Source organism: Candidatus Microthrix subdominans (assembly GCA_016719385.1).
GTDB classification, from domain to species: Bacteria; Actinomycetota; Acidimicrobiia; order Acidimicrobiales; family Microtrichaceae; genus Microthrix; species Microthrix subdominans.
This window is the reverse complement of record JADJZA010000005.1, coordinates 18,229-37,832: the sequence shown is the minus strand read 5'-3', so window position 1 is coordinate 37,832 and position 19,604 is coordinate 18,229. Positions and strand designations below refer to the sequence as shown.

Sequence of the window (19,604 nt, the reverse complement as noted above, 5' to 3'; positions counted from 1 at the left end):
GATCCCAGCATGACCGAATGCTCCAACCCCGAGGACAGGCCACTCAGTGTCGTCTTCTTCGATTACACCAGGCTCGCCGGCCGGATCGTCGAGGTCGCCTGGAAACGGTTCACCCTCCATGACCTGTTTGTTGAGACCGAAACCGACACCTACGGAAAACCGCTGGTCAACCTGGAGGGGGACGGCCCGGCCATCGAGCATGCATGGCTGTTTCCCGGGTACTGGTTCGAGAGGGCCCCGTCGGCTGCCGACCTGGACACCATGCGCCAGTCGGGGGTACTCGACCGGTACCACACGGCCGTCACCGCTACCGCTGCAGAGCCGGACCCCAACCAGACAGCTGCCCCCGTCTTCCACTCGTCCGACGGGTTCGTTCGTTTGATCGGTGATCTGGTTGCCGGCTCGATGCTCGTGTCGCCGCATCCACGCCGAATGCTCAGCCACCTCAGCCAACTACCGACCTTGGAGTCCGGTCCGCAACCCCAGGACCCTGAACCCGATGCGGTCCTGGACTTGTTGTCCCTCACCCAGGCGTCCTGGTGGAGTGAACCCGCCGGCCTTGATCCGCTCGACTCGGAACAGATGATGGACCGGGCTGTCGGGTTCAGGTTTTTCAGCGACAAACAGGATGCCGACACGCCGACCGGCCGTGTCGACGAGGCCTACAGGGCCGCCTGCGGGGCGTTCACCGGGCCGGGCAGTTTCCACCAGTGGGCGCATGCTGTCATGTGCAACGCCGACCACACCCAGACCGACACGGAAGAAGCATGACCCGGCCAGCCTGTCTTCGCCCACCGTCCCACCCGCTCACCGCTCCACTGCCGAACCAGCCCACATGGCGGACGATCTTCGATCGGATAGCCGCCTATCGTGACCCACTCTCCACCCTGAAATGGACCGGCAGATGCGCCACTTCGGGTATGGGCATGCATGGCCCGAGGCTGGCCGGCACAACTACCAGCTGACCAGCTCAGCGGTAGACGTCGAGTCCAGTACTGGCCCGACTTTGACGTCGATCTGGGTGCTGTTCGGCGTGCGCCTGGCTGGCGTCGGGGCCCCTGGGAAACTCCGGCGATAGCTGCGCAAGTAGCCGAGGCCCGGTGGATGGCCGCCTGGGCTGTATCCCCGCACGCCCTCAACGACTTCCGCCAGCTTGACTACGAACAGAACGGAGTCGGTGCCAAACCTCCAGCGGAGACTTCGAAGCGCTCTGAGAGCGCCTCGAACACTCTCGCCACACTGGAGAGCCGCATCCTCGACTACATGGCCAGCCACAAGCGACCGCTCTCTGCTGGTGAGATCAGAGACGGGCTCGGCGCCAACTTCGGGGTAGTGGGAACTCAGCTCATCCAGATGGCCAACGCTGGGACGGTCGCTGTAACCAGCGAGGGCCACGGGAACGAGTACAGCCTCCCCGAGCCAGCCAACAACAGCAACACCCAGTAGCCCGCCCTGCTCTCCTCACGAGCACACGAAAGGAGGTGACACCAACCACGTCACAGGGAGCCCCCCGCAACACAGCGGGGGGCTCCCCCGCGCACACCAAGAAACTGAACAGATAACCTGAACCCCTATGGGCGCTGAACACCCCCCCGACAACCCCGCAGAGGGCGACGAGAGCGCCGAGGAGCTGAGCCAGGAACTCAGTCGCACCGCTAAGCGGGCAGCGATAGAGGACCGCCAGGCGAAGGTTGCTGAGCTGCTGCTAGCTGAGCAGCCCTACCGCACGATCGCCAGGGTGTGCGACGTGTCGCTGGGGACAGTCGCCTCCGATGTTGCAGCGATCAGGGAGCAGTGGCGCGACTCAAAAATGCCCGACCTCGAGGCCCACCGTGATCATGTGCGGTCGCAGCTAACCCGTCTGATGCGGGCGCTCAGCACTCGGGCGTTCGGCACGAAAGCGCAGGGGCCCGACGTTGAGGCAATCAGAGAGATGCGTCAGCTGTTGGCTGATGTGCGGAAGCTGGACGGGCTCGACCGGCCTGAGCAGATTCACGTCTCTGGCCGGCTATCGAACGTGGAGCCTGGGAGCCTCGACGCCATGCTGGAGATAGCTGGGCGTCATGCTGCCGGGATGGTTGCTGCTGGCCGGCGTGTGATCGACGCTGAGCTGGTCGAGTGAGCACAGCTCTGAGCGCAGAGAAAGCCGAGCGGGTTGCTGCGCTCGACAACGGGCATTGGTCGGTGTGGCTCGCTGCTTGCTTCCCTCAGGTGTTCACCAAACCTATGGCGTGGTTCCAGATTGAGGCGTGGGATCTGATCTGGCAGTGCACAGCTGGGGCTGCACCGTCGCCGCCGTCGCTCATAATGTCTGCGTTCCGCGGTAGCTCGAAGTCGGGGACAGCTGAGGCTGCGGTGGTTGCGCTGCTGGCCACTCAGCGCCGCAAGTATTGCGTCTACGTTAGTGGCACTCAGGATTCTGCCAACGACCGGGTCGGGTCGATCTCTGATCTGGCGATCGGGTCTGAGATGCTGGGGGCGTGGCACCCCGAGATGGCCTCAGCGTTCTTGGAGGACAAGGCGAGGCAGTCACGCTGGAACAGCAAGCGAATCGAGTTTGGTAACGGGACAGTGGTCGACGCTGCCGGCTTGGACACCAAAGCCCGGGGAAAGAAGTCAGGCGAGCAGCGCCCCGACCTCATCATCCTCGACGACATTGACGAGCCCTCCGACTCTGCCAGGGTGCGCAACAGAAAGCTGATGCGACTGCGCGGCATCCTCGGGGGTGGCGCCCCTGGTGGTGGAACGCTCGTGCTGTTCGTTCAGAACCGCATCTACGACGACTCGATCCAATCACAAGTCATCAACCGGCGCATCGGCATGCTGGCCGACCGGCTGGTGATTGGCCCGGTCCCCATGGTCAAGAACGCCACGTACCGGCCAGACCCAACCACTCCCGGCCGCACGCTGATTAGCGGCACCCCGTCATGGCCCGAGGTGTGGCCGCTCGAAGCGTGCCAAGCAGAGATGGACCGGCTCGACGTGATGCCATTCCGACGAGAGAACCAAGACGACCTCCACCTCGACGTGCCAGGAGCGCTCCTCAAGAGCGAGCACATCATTCACGAGCCGGTGACGCTCGCTCTGCTGTCCAAGACGATCGTGGCAGTTGACCCAGCAACCACGAGCAAACCCGGTTCCGACGAGACTGGGATCGTTGGTGTTGGCCGGCACGTTGACGGCCGGTGGGTGGTGCTGGAGGACCGCACCAAGCAGTGGCCGGTGTCTGAGTGGCCAACAGAGGTGGACGCCCTAGCTGTCGAGCTGCGCGCATCCGAGGTGATCCTGGAGGGGAACAACGGCGGCGAGTTGAACGTCGCAGCTGTCGAGGCTGCACAGCGTGAGCGGCTGCGTCCGCTCACAGACCGGCTGAAGCTCGTGCTCAGCCTCATCGGGGAAGCTGGGCTGAGCAGCGACCTCGCAGCCGAGCGGGACCGGCTGCAGGCTGAGCTGGCCGCGGCGCACCGCTACCGGGTGCGGCTCGTGCACGCGTCCGAGCCCAAGGCGGTCCGTGCCGGCCGGCCAGCAGCCCGGTATCAGACGCACGAGGTGATCCACGCCAAGCCGCTTCCCAAGCTGGAGGCCCGCTGGACTGGGTGGGTGCCGGGGGTGTCGAGGGACTCGCCCGGGGACCTGGACGCATGCGTGCACGGGCTGATCGACTTGGGTTGCATTCCGAGGGCGCCGGCCGCAACAGCGTTCTCGACGGTGGGCGCGGACCGCACGTTCTGAGCTGCCAGTCGGGTTGCGGCTCTGCGGGGAGCTGCCACTTGCACCCCGCTAACGCGTGGGTTACACTCAACACATGAGGGCGCAGCAAGCGCCCGAGCCTGAGGAGGACATCATGAGCACCGACCACACCGCACTGGCCACCGAAGCCCTCACCCACGAGGGTGCCGACGCCTACCACGGCGCTAACGTCGACCAGCTGGCCACGTTCCTGCGGAACAACCCCATGCTGTGGACCTGCGACGAGGACGGCTGGACCACTCAGCCGGAGTTCGACGCCGCCCTGCGCTCATGGCTGGTGCTGTGATGGGCGCTGAGGAATGGGACGGCGACTGCGGACGCACCTGGCGCAACGTTGAGACGCTCGACGGGAAACCGATCAGCTGCAGCGAGGCAGTCGAGCTGCTCGGGGGCGTCGAAGTGATCGAGCAGGCTAAGCCGTGGGTGGGCTGGCGTCCTGAGTTCGACTACCAGCTGGCCGGCGGGTACCGGTCGGTTAAGCAGCGTGCCCGGGATGGGCTCGTGCTCACCGAGGAATGGGACGACAAAGCTGAGACGTGCGGGCACTGGGTGCGCCCCGGGCCGTACGTGCGCCGAGCAGAGCCACCGACCGCAGCTGAGGCCCGAGCAGCAGGAGTGGAGCTGTGACGGCGCTGCACGTCGACGTCGACACGACGACCGTCGAGATCACCGACAGTATCGAGAGGTTCACGCGAGCGACGCGCCGGAACCGGTCGAGCCCCGGGCCCGGTGGGGGGGGGCTTGGGCTGGCCTGCGCCCCCGCCCCACCGGTCGCGCCGCGGGGGGGCACCCCCCCCCCCCCCCGAGGCGCTCATCCGAGGCCAGCGGCGTCCGGGTGTCCCGTCGCTGGTGCTGCCCGGTGACCCTGACGGGTGCGGTTGGTTCGCTATCGGTGGGGGCGAGTATGTGCCGTTCCCGTCGCCACCCACCGGACACCCAGCGCGGGAGCGGCGCACCGTCCGCTACGTGGGCCGCCCGACCCGCTGGGGCAACCCCTACCGGGTGGTCAAAGGACGGTCCGGTCTGCTCGGTGTCATCACCCCGGACGAGCAGGTGGTGAACCTCCGCACCGACTGCACTGGCTCCGAGGCGGCACGGGTTGCGGTGCGAGGCTTTCAGCACCACCTCGACCATCTCGACAGGTCGAAGCCTCCCGCTGTTCTCGCCCGCCATCTCGCCCCTCTGGTGACCGCTGACGTGCTCTCCTGCTGGTGCCCGCTCGATGCCCCGTGCCACGCCGACACGCTGTGTGATCTGGTGGGCCGCCTCCGGTCCGGTGACCTGGTGCCCGGTCTGGTGGCCACGCCGGGCGCCTGCGGCGGTGCGCTACGCATCGACGGCACAGAGTGGGCTGTCGCAGAGATCGCGAGCAACGTGAGCAGCTGGCTGGACGCTGGCATGTGTCGCAACGACATGGTGCTCCAGACGGCTGCCACCTACAGCCTCGACCCTGATCTGGTGCGTCTCGCAGCACAGGTCGGAGGTGCGCTGTGAGCGGCGACGAGTGCACGATCTGCGAGGGCGGCGGCGGGTGGTGGCAACTTGAGCCCGACGCCGACACGTGGCGGCTAGTGGAGTGCGAGCATTGCGACCGTACCGGCATCGAGCCGGACCCGGGGCCGATCGAGGACGCCGCCGAGGGAGGTGCATGATGTTCCGGACGTGGGATTACGCGTTCGTCGTCGCACGCAAGGATCACCGTTGCGACGGCTGCGGCGCCAAGATTGACCGGGGCGCCCGCCACGAGACGTGGCGGTGCTCGACGGACCACGCGCCGGTGACGATGCGCATGCACTATCTGTGCTGGCGCTATTCGATCGGTTATGCGGAGTGCAGTATCCACGACGACATCGACCCGCACCGCGGCGCCGACCGGCTCCGCGAGTACAGCCCGGCGTTGGGCGCCGCGGCACCCGGCCTGTACGACTGGGTGCGCAGCTTGCCCCCGATCGAGTGGCAGCCGTGAGGGGCGACGACGTGGTAGCTCGTGCTGCTGCTGCGCTCCTCGCTCATCTGAGCGACAGCGTTGAGGAGGAGCAGGCGGAGCGAGTGGCTCTCGCACAGCGAAAGCGTAACCTCCAGGCTCGTGCTCGTGCTCGGGCTCGCAGTGCAGTCCCACAAGTCGAGCACTGCCCTGATCTCGTTGTGCTCAACGACATCGACGAGCCCTCCGACCCTGAGACGCCCGAGCGTCCCGGCTTGGCTGCCCTGCTGCGTCGAGCTGTGCAGAGTGCTGCAGCTGTGGCCGGCATTTCGAGCAGCTCGGAGACGGGCGCTGAGCGGACTGCTGGGGTGTGCGAGTTGTGCAGGGGCCGGGTGGTCGGCTTGGCCTACTGCCCCCAGTGCAGAGGTTCGGGCTCCGCACCGCTTGCACCCCGCTAACGCGTGGGTTACACTCAACCCAAGAGGGCGAGCACAAAGCGAGCCCCGAAGCCTGAGGAGGCACAGAATGCCCAACTACAACTCCAACCGCATTAAGGCTATGGCTGTGCAGAACGAGGGCGATGAGTTGACCGCAGCGTTCTGGTTCTCCGGCGAGAACGAGGGTTGGCTGCGGTTCTCGACCACCAGCACTGAGGTGGACGCCTACTCGATCGACAACCTGCGGCAGGTGCTCGTGATGGCGTCCAGAGGCTGCAGCTTCTACGCAGACGCTCAGCTAAAGCTGCTCCCCGCTGAGATTGAGCGCAGCATCGAAGATGCTGTGGACGCTGGGACACTCCAGTTCAGCAACGAGATCCCCGAGATGCTGGGCGCAGCTAGCGCCCCAGAAGCCTGAGGAGGCACAACATGAGCAACAACAAGACCGCTACCGTTCCGGTCACGAGCCGAGCGACTGGTATCACTCGGACTCTCTCGGTCGTGTGGGACCCAGAGGGATGGGAGCACTGCAGCACTCAGCGCCTCTCCGACTGGGACGACGCCCCTGTTTGGGAGTCCGATTCGTATGGGGGGTGGGACATCGTGACGCACCAGTGCGGTGGCTGCGGGCAGAACGCTGCCCCTCGGTACGTGCGAGTGGTTGATGGCGGAACGACCTCGTACTACGGGCAGAGCAAGTGAGCGTCGAGGAGCGACGCCGACAGGTAGCTGAGGCTGAGGCTGACCTCGCTGCAGCCACCACCAAAGCTGAGGCAGCAACCAAACGGGCCCGAGGTGTGCTCGGGGACGACCCTGCGGTCGTGTCTGGCATTACTCGAGGCAGCAGCTCTCGGATGGACGCTCGCCGCGACAACGCCTACCGGGCTGAGCACGAGCAGATCGCTGCTCGCCAAACAGCTGAGCGCCGGCTGGCTGTAGCCCAGCGCCACCTCGCTCAAGCGGAGGCCGACAGTGCAGCAGCAGCCAACTTTGAGACGCTCGCCCCTGGGGATCTTGTGCGCCAGGCTGGGTCGTCATCGTGGCACGTTGTGCTCCGAGTGAACGCCAAGACCGTCTCGGTCACTTCGGGCTACTCGTGGGCGGTCAGAGTGCCACGTGACCGGATAGCTGAGACCCGCAAGCAGCAACCGACCGCCGAGTTGGCTGCACAGGTCAGAGGTGCACTGTGAGCGACGTCATCCCAACACCTGAGGAAGCGGCCTACCTTGTGGAGTATGTGGACCGCCTCGACCGCGACGATCCGATCCCGAACCCCGAGCAGAGGAGCAACCATGACCGCTGAACTTGTCACACCAGAAGAACTAGCTCAGATTTACCGGCTTGACGTAGGTGACTGGGTTATTTTTCCCACGGCAGCGGGCCGGATTCGTTGGGTGCTCAGCGCTGACGGATACCAGGCAGCCGGACTGCCATTGCTGCTACGCATCGAACCATTCTTGGGTCTCTGTTGGAACTACGAACGCGACGGTGATTGTATATCCGGTCGAGCGTCGGCTGCCCTGGTTGCGGCGGTTCTTGCGAGTACCTCGCTCAGTAGCTGAGCGGTAGTTCTATGCTGTGAGGGATGCCAGCACCGATCCTTCTCTACTCCGGTCCCGCCATAGCCCCGCAGCTGGCACGCGTGTCGCTCTGGGGCACCACACCACACCACAACCTCGTGCTCTACGACGAGAACGCTGGCATGGTGCTCGGAGCTGTGCCAACCGACCTGCTCGCTGTGCACCAAGACGGGACTCTCACCGTAGGGGAGTGGCAGCTGGGCCCCGAAGTTGTGATCGACGATCTTGCTTCGCAACCATTCAAACCGTTTGGGCAGAGCGAACTGTCGAGCAACCTCGGGACCAAGGTGCGGGTGCTCCGAACAACCACCAGGCTCGTGCTCATCCCCCGAGCCCCCGGCAACCCGGCAGACGCCGTGACGCTTCCCCTCGGCCGGCTCCGAGCTATCGGCCAGGAACGCATCGTGCTGACGTGGTGGGGTGAGCGGTTCGGGTTTGTTGGCGGCTCAGGGTGCGGGCCGTGCGAACGGGCAGCAGCCAAACTGGCAGGGGTGGGACTGTGAGCCCTATCGCAGCACTGTGGCAGCGGGCATGGCTCGATGTGAGCCTCCTGGCCAACAAGCAGCTCGGCCAAGAGATGCGCCGCCGGTGGGCTGGCAGAGCCATCGGAGCCGGGTTGGCTGCTCTGCTAGTGGCGCTCGTGTGGGTTGCGGCGGCACGGGGTGACCCTGCAGCGGTGCCCGTGGTTGTGTGGGTGCTGCTCGTCCCTGCCTACGCCCGAGGGGTGCAGCTCGTCGCAGCGGACAAACTGCTCGACTCGGTGCGCACCCGCTTCGCTCACTGGGCCGGGTTCACCGAAGACGAGGAGCTGACAGCGTTGGCGTATCTCGCCGGGTGCCCGTGGTGCTTGTCGGTCTGGGTTGCTGCTGTGCTGAGCTGTGTCGTGCTCGCTGCCCCGTCTGGGCTGGCTGTGATGCTCGTGCTCACTCTGGCCGGCTCCGAGCTGGCTGTGATCTTTGACCGGCTCGTGGACCGAGTGACGCCCGACCCGCCCGAGGAGTACACCCCGCCGGCTCCTTCGGGTGTGGTCAGCGCTCTGTACTCCATGACAGATGAGGACCAGATCTGATGGCAGGACGAGGAACCACCTTTGCTCTCCAGGCCTCGGTCGTTAGGCCGGTAAAGGCCCCGCAGCTTGGCGACCCTGCACCCCCGGCCGGCGCTGCTCAGCGTGAGATGAGCGAAGCAATCGAGGAAGCGTGGCGGTACTCGCGCTACGGGGAAATCCATCAGGCCGTCAAGGGCAAGGCGTCAGTCGTGTCGTCGGCTGCGTTCGGGCCCGGGTACATCGACCAGCGCTCTAACAAGATCCTGCCCGTCTTTGACCCTGACGGGAAGATCACCGAAGGCGCCACGGTTGCTCTGGGATCGGACCTGGTGCTGGCGTTCGCTGACGTGCTCTCGCAGTTGGCTGCCGGCCCGGGCGGGTTCGCTCGGCTCATCTTCGAACTGTCAGTCTGCTACGACGTGGAGGGCGGAGCGGTCCTGGTTGGCGGGTGGGTAGACGAGATGCACCGGCCAATCCCCGCACCAGCTGAGGGCTCCAGCGCACCTGAGGGCGCCCGAGAGATGTGGCGGTTTGTTGGCACCCAGCGGATCAGCTACAAGGCTGACCTCAAGACCGGCGAGAACAGGCCAGCGCTCGACGGGCTAGTTCTGCCAGAGGACGCCATCGTTCAGCGGTGCATGGTTCCTTGGCCCGACTCGGCTGAGCACGGGGTGGCGTGGGTGCTCGCGGCGCTTGAACCTATCCGAGACCTGCTCGTGTTCACTGCTGCTCAGCGCAGCATCGGCCGTTCGAACGTGCCGGCCGACTTGACGTTGGTGCCAGACGAGGCCAACCCGAACCCGATGGACACCCCTTCTCAGTGGGCTGATCACGTGTCCACAGCGATCGGTGAGGCAGCAACGAAAGCGCTCGGCCGGTCAAACGCTGGCGGTCAAGTGGTCGGGCCAGTCCTATCGGTCAAGGCTGACTACGTCGAGAAGTTCAAGCGAATGAACCTCTCGAAGCCTGTGACGGTGGTGTTCAAGGAGCTGATCGACCAGGCCCGACAGCGGATCAACGAGATCGCAGACGAGGCAGTCGAGAACGTGGCTGGCCTCGGAGCCACGAACAGGTGGAACGCTGAGAAGATCTCGGACCAGTCGTGGCGCAGGTGGTATGGGCCGATGGTCCGCGAGATCGCATCTACGTTGATGCAATCTGCTGCGGCGCCTCTGCTCGAGGCGGATGGGTTCACTCGGGCTGACATGGAGCTGTGCGCGATCTGGGTTGATCCGTCAGCGATCGTTGGGAAGCCCGACCAGGCTGGTGCTGCTGACAACGGGCTCCGGTTTGGTGCGATCGGCCATTCGGCGTGGCGTGATGCGCGTGGGTTCGAACCAGAGGACGCACCCACTCCCGAGGAGTTGGAGCTGATCGAGCGGCTCACGCGCAAGCAGACAGAGAAGAACGACACTGGCGGGGACAGCGAAGTGAACGACCTCGCAGGCGCAGCGCTCGTGCTGCCCGCTGAGCGACCCGCTCCTGCGTCTCCCAGCGTGCAGGCTGCAGCTGCCGCGCCCACCAACCAGATCGACGTGGGACGGGCTGTAGCGGACGCAGAGCGCCGGTTCATGGACCGCGTGATGAGCGCAGCGGCACCAGCCGCTCTCGCCGGGTGGGAACGGCTGCAGGGCAGAGCACGGAACGAAGCCCGGTCCCTCGGTGTCGAGGTGAAGGGGCCGCACGTATTCGCAGCGCTCGCGGCTGAGAGCGGCTCGACGCTTACTCAGGTGGTCAGCTCGCACACCCTCCAAGCAGCTGATGCCCCGGGCGCAGCAGTGCAAGGGCTCGACGAGGAAACCGAGGACGCCTCGCAGGAATGGTGGCTCGCCTTGCTCGCTCTGCCTCTCATCGCCGGCGGGACACGCCCAACACGAGGACAGGTGGATGAGTGGTCAGCGAACGCAGGGGCTGTGGCAGCCGACCGGCTGCGCTCGTGGCTGCTCGGTCAAGCCGCAGCAGGAGCAGAGACACCAGGGGCGCTCGACGACACTCCTGGGGTCGTGCCTACCGCTATCGCTCGACGTGCTGAGTCTGCAGCTGTGGGATTGCCGGCGCCGGAGGGACTCGACTTTGATCCGGCCTCGGCGGCTGGTCCGGCTGTGGCCGACCCGCTCGTGGCCATGTTCGGGCTCCCAGTGGCATGCGTTTGGCGTTACGGTCCCGACCGGCGCACCCACCCGTTCCGCTACCACGTCGACCAGGACGGCAAACCGATCCCCATCGACGGCCGCATTGTTGACACCGCCTCGCCCTGGGGGTTCTGGTCGCCAGGCGACCACAAGGGGTGCAAGTGCCAGTCTGTGCCCGAGTACGACTACCTGCAGATCTAAGGAGCAGCACCATGAGAATCATTACCCGTATGTGCCAGGACGGCATGACCTTGCCGGCACCGGACCGGCGAGAGTTCGGCACGTTCTCAACGCGTCCGCTGCCGTTCGCTCTGTCGTCAATCAACCACGCCCGCCAGCCCGACGTGGTTGCTCGCATCGACGAGGTGGCCAAGGACGCCGACGGCGTCTACTGGGGGCGCGGAGAAACTGCTTCGACCGCTGAGGGCACCAAGGCAGCGACTCTGATCCGAGAGGACATGGTGACCACCGTTTCGGTTGATGCTGGCGCGTTCGAGATGGTCGAGAAGTTTGTTGACCCAGACAACGGAGAGTCGATCGTTATCGACGACGCCGAGAGCTGGGAAGCGATCGACGAATGGCTGAATGCTCATCCCGACTCGGTGTACGTCGTTGCTTTCCCGACGTATGAGATCGGAGAGCTGTCCCTCACCACCATCTCAGGGTGGCCCGAGGCGCGCATCTGGGACGCAGACGCCCCCGACGCTCCTGCATGGCCGGAAGGCGACCTCCAAGCATCAGCGGCAGCGCCACGCGTCCGCGAGTTCGACCCTGCCTGGTTTGAGCAGCAGGACTACGCAGCACCAACGCCGCTCACGATCGACAGGGACGGCCGAGTAACGGGCCACGTCTGTCTCTGGGACACCTGCCACCGCGGGTTCGCTGAGCTGGGAAAGTGCATCACCCCACCCCGGGAGGCGTCACTCGCAGACTTCCACGGGGGAGTCACCCCCCTCACTGATGGCAGCATGCTCCGTACCGGGCTGCTCACGTTCTCGGACCTGCACACTGCTACCGGGCAGCTCACCCGCGAGGAAATCATGCGCGCTGTTGAGGACACTGGCACTCAGCTCGGCCCTGTCCGTGCGTTCAAAGACGAGTTCGGCATTCAGGTGGCTGGGGGTCTCCACGACGACGTGACCCCAACTGAGGCTGGCCGCGCAATGGCGGGAACCCCCTCGGGTGACTGGCGGGGGGAAGCCCTGTATGGCATCCACGTCGTGAACTGTGGTGCGTTCCCCGTGCTCGATGGTGACCTCACCCCAGACGACGAGTACCGTCTCGTGCTCGCTTCGGCTCTGCCCCCAGCGTTGCAGGCGTCAGCGTGCGGCTGCGGTGGCACTGGGCCGGCGTCGTGCTCGTGTGCTGAGGCGGGCGCAGTAGCTGCGTCCCGTGTGATCGGTGCCAGAGTTCGTGCGGCTGACATGCGAGCTGCCCGAGGCGGGCTCAGCTCGATCACAGTGGAAGCTGAGCCAACAATGGGCGCCCGTGTTGCTGCAGCAATCGAGCGAGCCAATCAGATGCGTGCACACTGACCGGCAGTGTGTTTAGACTGACGCCAAGAGTTCACCCCAACCCAGCGAAGCTGACCAAGGGCAAGTTCTCCCACATACTCGGATCACAGAACGCATAGCGGCAAGATCCACCCCCTCATCCCGTAGCCCCATTCCCGGGGCCCACTACCGGAGGCACCTGCCGCTATGAAGACCCTCAAGGAACTGCTCGATCTCGTCGCCGCTGGTGACACCAACGATCTGACCGCTGAGAATCGGTCGTTGCTCCTCGCCCACTTCGAGGCCCGCCGAGAAGCTGCTGGCGACTCTCCGACCGCTGAGGACGCCGACTTGCTCGACCAGATCCTCGACGCGGTGGAGGCCATCAACACCCAGCTGAGCAACGACGAGAGCGCCGCCGCAGAGAGCGACGAGAGCGCCGACGGTGGGGAGCAGGACAGCTCCACGGAGACCGACGACAGCGACGAGCAGGACGGCGACGAGGGCGACGAGCCCGCCGGCGAGCAGGACAGCACCTCCGAGCCCGACTCTGAGGGCGAGCAGGACAGCACCTCGAGCGACGAGCCCGCCAGCGACGAGCCCGCCAGCGACAGCGCCGAGGAGGGCAACCCGCCCGAGCTGGGAGACCTCGCAGACGTGGACGACCGAGCCGCCGACCTGGTTGCTGCAGCCGCCAAGCAGACGGACCGCACCGACGCCCGCCGTCGTGCCCGCCTCACCCGCACCCGCTCCAATGGCGCCGCACCCACTGCCACCACGCCCACCGCTCTGCCCCCGTTCGTGTCGCTCGGCGTCTCCACGGTGGCCCCCGCCGGCTCCCCCGTTGACGCCGAGCAGGCCGGCCAGCTGATGCGAGACGCCGTGATGGCATCCCGAGCGCAGCCCGCCGGCACCCGCACCCCCGTTCTCCGGCTCGACCTTGGCGACAAGCTTGCGGTGGCACCCAAGAACGGGTCGGAGGAGTCCTACGCTGAGGCGCTGCAGGCGTCCCTCGGGATTGCCACCAAGCAGTTCAGCGAGCAGGCCACCCTCCAGGCCTCCGGCGGGCCGTGCGCTCCGCCCGAGCTGGACTACACCCGCACCCTCATTGGCGGCGGAGACGCCGGCCAGTTTGCTGCCAGCCACCCGGGCGTGATGACCCGCCGGCCCCGTGCGTTCTACCGGCCAGAGATCGTCGACGTGTCCGCAGCTGGGCTCCCCAAGCCTGGTGTTGGCATCGTGACCGCATCCCAGGACGAGGCCGGCTACGGCGACCCCGACGCCGACCCCACCTCGACTGTCCCCGTGGGTGGTGTGCCGTTCAAGTCGCCCGTGATCGTGGACTGCCCGCCCGAGCCCGTCTCCTGCGAGATGAGCGAGATCTACCAGGCCGTCCAGTCCGGCCGGTTCATTGACCTCAGCTTCCCCGAGCAGGTCGCCCACGTTCGCAAGAAGACTGCCATCTACCACGCGTTCGCTCGTGACCGGGCGTTCTCTGACGCCTACATCGCGGCTGGCACGAACCTCAACGGTGGCGCTGCCCTGTTCGGTGTGTCCCGGGACACGCTCTCCAAGATCCGCTACTTGATCGCCAGTGTGCGATCGAACCGCGGCGACCAGAGCCTCCCCTTCCACGTCTGGGGGCCGGCATGGTTCAAGAACCCCGTGGCGACCGATATCGCCAAGTCGTTCACTGGGGCGACGGACCTGGGGCCCAACACCAGCGCTGCGATCGGCCGTCTCGCTCAGGACGAGGGCATCCAGATCGACACGTACTCGCACAACATTGGCGCCACGATCAACGGGTCTCCCTCGGTGCTCCCGAACGCTGCGCTGCTCGCCGACAACTCGGCGCTTCCCACCTGGCCCACCCAGGCCAGGCTCATCATCGCCCCGGTTGGTGCGATCACGCGGAACACGGCCGGCGAGCTGTCGTTCGGTGTCGAGTCCCTCGGAATGGCGACCAACGACTCGCTCACGTTCGGAGCGATCTTCGAGGCGCCCTGCGTCGTTGATCCTTCCGCCATCTTCACGCTGGACGTTCCCGTGGCCGAGCTGGGCGGCACCGGAGCGATGGTTGACGCCTCGTGATCGACGCTGCTCCCATCATTGAGGGCGCCGACCCTGTCCCCTACTCGGGTGGCTTCGCTGCTGTAGCTGAGCGACGCCCCCGAGCAGGCGACGACGCTGCTGCGGGGCTGCTGCGCTCCACAGGGCGGTTCCTGTGGCCAGTGCAGTCCCCCCAGGCTGCTGTCGTTGCGACGTGCACGGGCGCCCCGCTGTTTGTGGCACCGGACAGCGTTCCGCCTCAGAACGGCCTCTACGAGACTGGCCCCATCCGGCCGGCCGTTACGGTCACCACGACTGTCGCGTGCTCGCTCATGTCGCACCTCGACGAATCCAAGTGGGAGCAAGCGGCCCGCGCTCAGCATGCCCGAGTGTTCCCCCGCAAGCTGGGGCAGCTCGTGACCGACCCCAACATGGTGCACACCGACCAGGACGGGAACGTGTCACAGTCGCTCACCGGGTCAGCGACTCGAAACGTGGCCAACGACTTCGGGGCGGTCACCTCAACTGGGTTTGATGGGACCAGCGAAGCGCTCCTCAAGCTGGGCGTCTATGCGCGCACCGTCGCGGCCCGCTCCGACCTCGGAGTGTTCTGGTTCCCGGCGGGCCTGTCCAACATGGCCGTCAAGCATCTCAACATGGTCGCTGGTGGTCTCCCCACCGTCGGGGTTGACCGGGTGCCTCTGATCGACGAGCCGGCCTACTCGCCGTTGGCGATTGGTGCCGGCGCTCCAGCTGGGACGTTCCGTGTTGCTTGGACACCTCAGCCGTCGCTACGACTCGGCCCGGTAACGGTCACACGTCCCGACCCGCTCGTGGCCACCAACGACGCACAGCTCACCGTGTCGCAGGCTGCGATCTGGGATTGGCCGGAAGTCGCTCCCGGGGTTGACGTGGCAGCAATCGACGCCCCACCGTTGGGCACCTGGACCTGATCGTGGCGCCCGTGTCCGCTCCTGGCTTCGTGTGGGAACCCTGCACGATTCCCGCTCAGGAATGCCCCACCCCCTCGGGTGTGGACCCTGACGTGTGGGCCCGCGTGCGCGCTGTTGCTGCGTTCCGGCTGTGGGAGGCAACCGGGGCCCGGTTTGGGCAGTGCCCTCACTCGGCTGATGTGTGCTCGGCGTCCCACCTTGTTTGTGGCCGGAACCTCACGGGCTCGATGCAAGGCTGCTCGTGCCGACACGACCACCGTTACAGCGTGGCGCTTCCCCCCGACGCGACCACTGTGGACGAAGTGACCGATCCGAGCACGGGCAACCCGATCGTCGGCTGGCGAGTGGACTGGAACACTAAGCGGCTCGTGTCGGCTGACCCGTTCCCCGAACTGGTCGAGATCGACTATCTCACCGGCCGGCCTTGGCCGATCGACGCAGCGAACGCCATCGACGAATACGCGGCGCAGCTCGCCAAGACGTGGTGCAACACGGCAGGAACCGAGTGCGATCTGCCAGCAGGCGTCAAGGTCGTCTCTCGGGACGGCGTCGAGTACATGATCGAAGCGTCCGAGTCGCGCCAACGGATCAAGGGTGCCACTGGGATCGCAGCGGTAGATGACTGGCTGCGCTCAGCGGGGACTGGCTACCGGCCCCGTATCTGGACGCAGGACACCCCGACCTCAGAAGTGATGGTGACTCAATGAGACCCAAGACTCGCACTACCACAACGATGCTGGTGGTCACTCGCTCTGGGCTGCGCAACTCCGCAGCTGGCGTGCCCCTCGACACCCCAGTGGCGCCCGTGCTCGAGGCGCAGCCTGCACCCCAGTTCGACGCCGACCTGCTCCCCGACGCTGCAGCTGAGCTGGCCGGCAAGACGATCGACGAGATCGTCGAGTGGGTTGGCTCCGACCCGGTGAGAGCAGCAGCAGCGCTCGAGGCCAACGCAGCGTCGGACAACTCCCGCAAGACCCTTCCCAGCCGGCTCGCGCCGGTCACCGATTCCCTCACCAAGGAGAACTGACATGGCCAACAACTGCCACCTAGAGAACGCCCCATGCCTCATGGCTGCGGTCGAGCTGAACGCGTCGTGCCAAATCGTCGCGGCGGCGCCCGTCTACACGTCGGAGGGCATGATCACGTTCACGCCTGAGATCGAGTCCGAGGACGGCGTGGACTACTCGCGGCTGAACTGGGCGGGCAAGCGGATCGGGCCCGCCACAACCGGCGAGCGTGCCGAGAAGTGGTGGAACCTCACCGGCGAGATCGCCACCAAAGACTGGGCTCTGTTCGGGATGCTCACCGGGAACCCGGTGGTCTTGGACGGCGACGGCAACGTGGTCGGCTACGAACGGCCGATCCAGCGCGGCGGGGTGGGCTGTGGCACTGAGCGGAAGCCCCGTGCTGCGCTCGTGATCGTCACTGCTGCTGGCATCTCCGACGCCGGGTGCACTGTTCCCGAGTCTGGCGCCACTGAGTGCGTCGGCCAGTTCTGGCCGCTCACCACGTCATGGAACATCGATCTGGCAGAGAAGTCGGCAGACGCTCCGACGATCAAGTTCGACGCCAAGGCGTTCGGTTCCCCCAACCAGAACGCTGGTGTGCTGAACCTGTGGCCGTCTGACGCTGTCCCGGCGTTCATTTCGGCCAACTCGGCGGTCTCTGAGGCGTTTGTGACCTGCTCAGCCCTGCCAGCGATCGACTGCGACGCGACCCTCGCTCATCCGGCGCCCCGGGTGCCCGCCCCGTAGTCTGGGGTTCATGGTCGAATCTGGTGATGGGAACAACGAGACGCACGGGCATTGCTTGTGCGTCTCGTTGGCGTTCTGATGAGGGTGTTGCTAGCTGGGGTGTTGCTGGCTGGGTTGACGTCGTGCATTCCGGCGCTACCCCCGGCGTACACCGAGGCCCGAGCGTTCCCTAGTTGCGTGGTGCCGCTGTCGATCGACAGCAATGTGCCGAACGGGGCGTGGGTCCGTGCGGCGTTCGACGACATCGGCAAGCACACCGGCTACCGGTTCTCCCGGGGGACCCGGCAGCAGGCCGCCGACAGGGGGGTCCGTGTGGTCTGGGCTGGCCCGTCGTCGCGGCCAGGTTGGGCGTCTGATGTGACCACCCCCACTATCCGGCGGTCTGGTGGCAGGACGTGGTCTGCGTGGGTGATCCGCATTACAGGGACGCCGTCATGGGGGCTGGCGTTGCACAGCGGCGGGCACACCATGGGGTTACCTCATTGGTTGTCGGGCCCGAAGGACAACGCTATGCAGGTGCCGGTTCAGCCTGGGGCCTATTGGGTGTCGGGCCAGAGGTCGCAGATGCGGTCGCTGGGCCGAATGAGCGGCTGCTGATGAGCAACAGCACGACGATCCACCCGGTGCAGGCCGCACAGGCTCGGGCGCTCAGGGCCGAGTCGGCACGGCTGAACCCTGGGGGGTGCCGCTAATGGCCGCTGACGAATCCCGTGCCGGCCGTCGGCGCCGGCGCGGCCCGGTGGCCCGGCACCCCCCGCGGGTGCTGGCGCCCGACCACCTGGGCCCGCGCCCCACGATGACGGCACCGCGCGATGGGAACCCGGCGGGCGGCTGCGGCGGCCGGTCGGCAGCCGTTCCACCTCCCCGCTCTGCTCGTCGCCCCGGTCGGCACCGCTCGGTGGCGGGGCCCCGACCCGCTGACCCACGCGGCGCCGGGGGGCCGGGTGACGTTCGTCGGCGGCCGCTGCCCCGCAGCCCTGGGCGTTCACCGAACCGGCGCACAACGCGCACGCCACCCCCACACCCGGGAGCCACGCTCGTCCGCCGACGGGGCCACGGTGAACGGCGACGGGTCGCCGCGATCCCCCCCGACACCCCCGCCGACCTACGAGGGCGCCACGCTGACGCTCCGGGCGCTGGGCCGGGTCCGTCCAGCGGGCCGCGTACCCGACGACGGGTGCCACCGACCCCACCGCCGACGATCACCAAGCTGATCCCCACGTCTGGCCCCGACACGGGCGGCACGCTCGTCGATATCATCGGCACCGACCTGACCGGCGCTACCGCCGTGGACTTCGGCGGCACGGCAGGCACCGGGCTGACCGTGGACCCGTCCGGCAGCCTCGCCACGGTCACCAGCCCGGCACACACCGCAGGCCCCGCCCCCGTCACGATCACCACCCCCGCAGGCACCAGCGCCGCTGAGACGTTCACGTTCGAGGCGCCGCCGGTTGTCACCGTGCCGGTCATTTACGGAGCGTACCCGTTATACCTCTGTGCCGACGCCGCCGACAGCCAGCAGGTGCTGATCCCCGTCATCTTCCCGATCACTGACGTGGTTAGCGCCGAGGTAGGCGGAGTGGACGTCGGGGTCGTTGGGGTGCTCGACGTCGGCGGAGTTGGCTTCGTGGTTATGGGTGCGCCAGTCCTGCCGCCCGGCACCTACGACCTGGTCCTCACGAACAGCGCCGGGTCGTCTGACCCGTACCCGATCGAATACCTCGACTGCGAGGGCTGCCCGCCCGACCCGACCGTCGTCGCAGTGTTCCCCGGCGCCGCCCGCCCCGGTGCCACCATCCAGATCGTCGGCACCAACCTGACCGGCGCCACCGTCACCATGTGCGGCGATCCTGTCGCCATCGTCAGCAACGACGGCAACATCATCACCGTTGTCGTACCTCCCGGCTGCCCCGACGGGCCAGCCACTATCACGGTCACCACACCAGACGGCGAGACGACCGTCGAGTTCACGGTGTTGCCCCCTGAGCCCGTCCCGCCAGCTGACGTGTCACCACGCTCGTGGCAGATTGCCCAAGCGCTCCTCGACGCTGCGTTCCTGTGCGGCGCAGAGTGCGCCCGTGCGTTCGTTACCACAGACGCCACGCCTGAAGGGCCACCGCCCGGGGGGTGCCCGTGCCAGCTCACAGCCACCATCGTCAAAGACGGCTACAAGACTGCGGACGGTCGGCGGCTCGTGCGCTCAGCAACCATTAAGCTGTCGCTCCACCAGTGCACCCCCATCCCCCAAGCAGACGAGATCCCCGACCCTGACACCGAATCGGATTACGCGCTCCGCCAAGCCGAGACTCGGGATCAGATGCTGCGAGGCCTCGCCACAGCGCGCCGGCAGCCGTCGTCGGTGCTTGGCCGGTGCCAAACCAAACAGGCGTCCGAGGGGTGGGTTCACGTTTCCACGACGGGCGGGATGAGTCTCTACACCATGGAAGTCACCGTAGACTGACGAGCTAATCAAACCAGGGAGCA

At 66.5% G+C, this 19,604-nt stretch carries 20 protein-coding genes; all 20 read left to right on the top strand.

What is annotated here, in order from left to right:
* Positions 1 to 9: 9 nt before the first annotated feature.
* The gene (locus tag IPN02_07835) at positions 10 to 771 is read left to right on the top strand and encodes a hypothetical protein (protein ID MBK9296740.1); all 762 of its coding nucleotides are present in this window, start codon (positions 10 to 12) and stop codon (positions 769 to 771) included.
* Positions 772 to 1,104: 333 nt separating this feature from the next.
* On the top strand, positions 1,105 to 1,446 hold the full coding sequence (locus tag IPN02_07830; protein MBK9296739.1) for a hypothetical protein: 342 nt from the start codon (positions 1,105 to 1,107) through the stop codon (positions 1,444 to 1,446).
* 127 nt (positions 1,447 to 1,573) lie between these two features.
* The gene (locus IPN02_07825; protein ID MBK9296738.1) at positions 1,574 to 2,122 is read left to right on the top strand and encodes a hypothetical protein; all 549 of its coding nucleotides are present in this window, start codon (positions 1,574 to 1,576) and stop codon (positions 2,120 to 2,122) included.
* Between the two features lie 233 nt (positions 2,123 to 2,355).
* Positions 2,356 to 3,732 carry a hypothetical protein gene (locus tag IPN02_07820; protein ID MBK9296737.1) on the top strand — a complete coding sequence of 459 codons (1,377 nt, stop codon included), beginning with the start codon at positions 2,356 to 2,358 and terminating at the stop codon, positions 3,730 to 3,732.
* 73 nt (positions 3,733 to 3,805) lie between these two features.
* Entirely contained in the window at positions 3,806 to 4,036 is a 231-nt protein-coding gene (locus tag IPN02_07815) for a hypothetical protein (GenBank protein ID MBK9296736.1), read from the top strand.
* Positions 4,036 to 4,377, top strand: a complete 342-nt coding sequence (locus IPN02_07810; protein ID MBK9296735.1) for a hypothetical protein — start codon at positions 4,036 to 4,038, stop codon at positions 4,375 to 4,377. Before IPN02_07815 ends, IPN02_07810 begins: the two co-directional genes overlap by 1 nt.
* Before the next feature lie 339 nt (positions 4,378 to 4,716).
* Positions 4,717 to 5,244: a DUF4326 domain-containing protein gene (locus tag IPN02_07805; protein MBK9296734.1), complete on the top strand. Its 528-nt coding sequence runs from the start codon at positions 4,717 to 4,719 to the stop codon at positions 5,242 to 5,244.
* A complete protein-coding gene (locus tag IPN02_07800) occupies positions 5,241 to 5,402 on the top strand; it encodes a hypothetical protein (protein ID MBK9296733.1) in 162 nt (53 codons plus the stop codon). The genes IPN02_07805 and IPN02_07800 overlap by 4 nt, the downstream gene beginning before the upstream one ends.
* Positions 5,402 to 5,716, top strand: a complete 315-nt coding sequence (locus IPN02_07795) for a hypothetical protein (GenBank protein ID MBK9296732.1) — start codon at positions 5,402 to 5,404, stop codon at positions 5,714 to 5,716. Before IPN02_07800 ends, IPN02_07795 begins: the two co-directional genes overlap by 1 nt.
* A 483-nt stretch (positions 5,717 to 6,199) precedes the next feature.
* Positions 6,200 to 6,529, top strand: coding sequence for a hypothetical protein (locus tag IPN02_07790; protein MBK9296731.1), 330 nt, complete (start codon positions 6,200 to 6,202; stop codon positions 6,527 to 6,529).
* A gap of 1,167 nt (positions 6,530 to 7,696) precedes the next feature.
* Positions 7,697 to 8,194, top strand: a complete 498-nt coding sequence (locus IPN02_07785; GenBank protein ID MBK9296730.1) for a hypothetical protein — start codon at positions 7,697 to 7,699, stop codon at positions 8,192 to 8,194.
* A complete protein-coding gene (locus IPN02_07780) occupies positions 8,191 to 8,760 on the top strand; it encodes a DUF1360 domain-containing protein (GenBank protein ID MBK9296729.1) in 570 nt (189 codons plus the stop codon). The genes IPN02_07785 and IPN02_07780 overlap by 4 nt, the downstream gene beginning before the upstream one ends.
* Before the next feature lie 107 nt (positions 8,761 to 8,867).
* On the top strand, positions 8,868 to 11,072 hold the full coding sequence (locus IPN02_07775) for a hypothetical protein (GenBank protein MBK9296728.1): 2,205 nt from the start codon (positions 8,868 to 8,870) through the stop codon (positions 11,070 to 11,072).
* Between the two features lie 164 nt (positions 11,073 to 11,236).
* Positions 11,237 to 12,406, top strand: a complete 1,170-nt coding sequence (locus tag IPN02_07770; protein ID MBK9296727.1) for a hypothetical protein — start codon at positions 11,237 to 11,239, stop codon at positions 12,404 to 12,406.
* Between the two features lie 165 nt (positions 12,407 to 12,571).
* Positions 12,572 to 14,455: a major capsid protein gene (locus IPN02_07765; protein ID MBK9296726.1), complete on the top strand. Its 1,884-nt coding sequence runs from the start codon at positions 12,572 to 12,574 to the stop codon at positions 14,453 to 14,455.
* A gap of 290 nt (positions 14,456 to 14,745) precedes the next feature.
* Positions 14,746 to 15,366, top strand: a complete 621-nt coding sequence (locus tag IPN02_07760) for a hypothetical protein (protein ID MBK9296725.1) — start codon at positions 14,746 to 14,748, stop codon at positions 15,364 to 15,366.
* 266 nt (positions 15,367 to 15,632) lie between these two features.
* The gene (locus tag IPN02_07755; GenBank protein MBK9296724.1) at positions 15,633 to 16,073 is read left to right on the top strand and encodes a hypothetical protein; all 441 of its coding nucleotides are present in this window, start codon (positions 15,633 to 15,635) and stop codon (positions 16,071 to 16,073) included.
* Positions 16,070 to 16,393, top strand: a complete 324-nt coding sequence (locus tag IPN02_07750; protein MBK9296723.1) for a hypothetical protein — start codon at positions 16,070 to 16,072, stop codon at positions 16,391 to 16,393. Before IPN02_07755 ends, IPN02_07750 begins: the two co-directional genes overlap by 4 nt.
* 1 nt (position 16,394) lies before the next feature.
* Positions 16,395 to 17,120 (top strand): hypothetical protein, encoded by a 726-nt coding sequence (locus IPN02_07745; GenBank protein MBK9296722.1) that lies wholly within the window; start codon positions 16,395 to 16,397, stop codon positions 17,118 to 17,120.
* 1,177 nt (positions 17,121 to 18,297) lie between these two features.
* Positions 18,298 to 19,581 carry an IPT/TIG domain-containing protein gene (locus tag IPN02_07740; GenBank protein ID MBK9296721.1) on the top strand — a complete coding sequence of 428 codons (1,284 nt, stop codon included), beginning with the start codon at positions 18,298 to 18,300 and terminating at the stop codon, positions 19,579 to 19,581.
* Positions 19,582 to 19,604 lie beyond the last annotated feature (23 nt).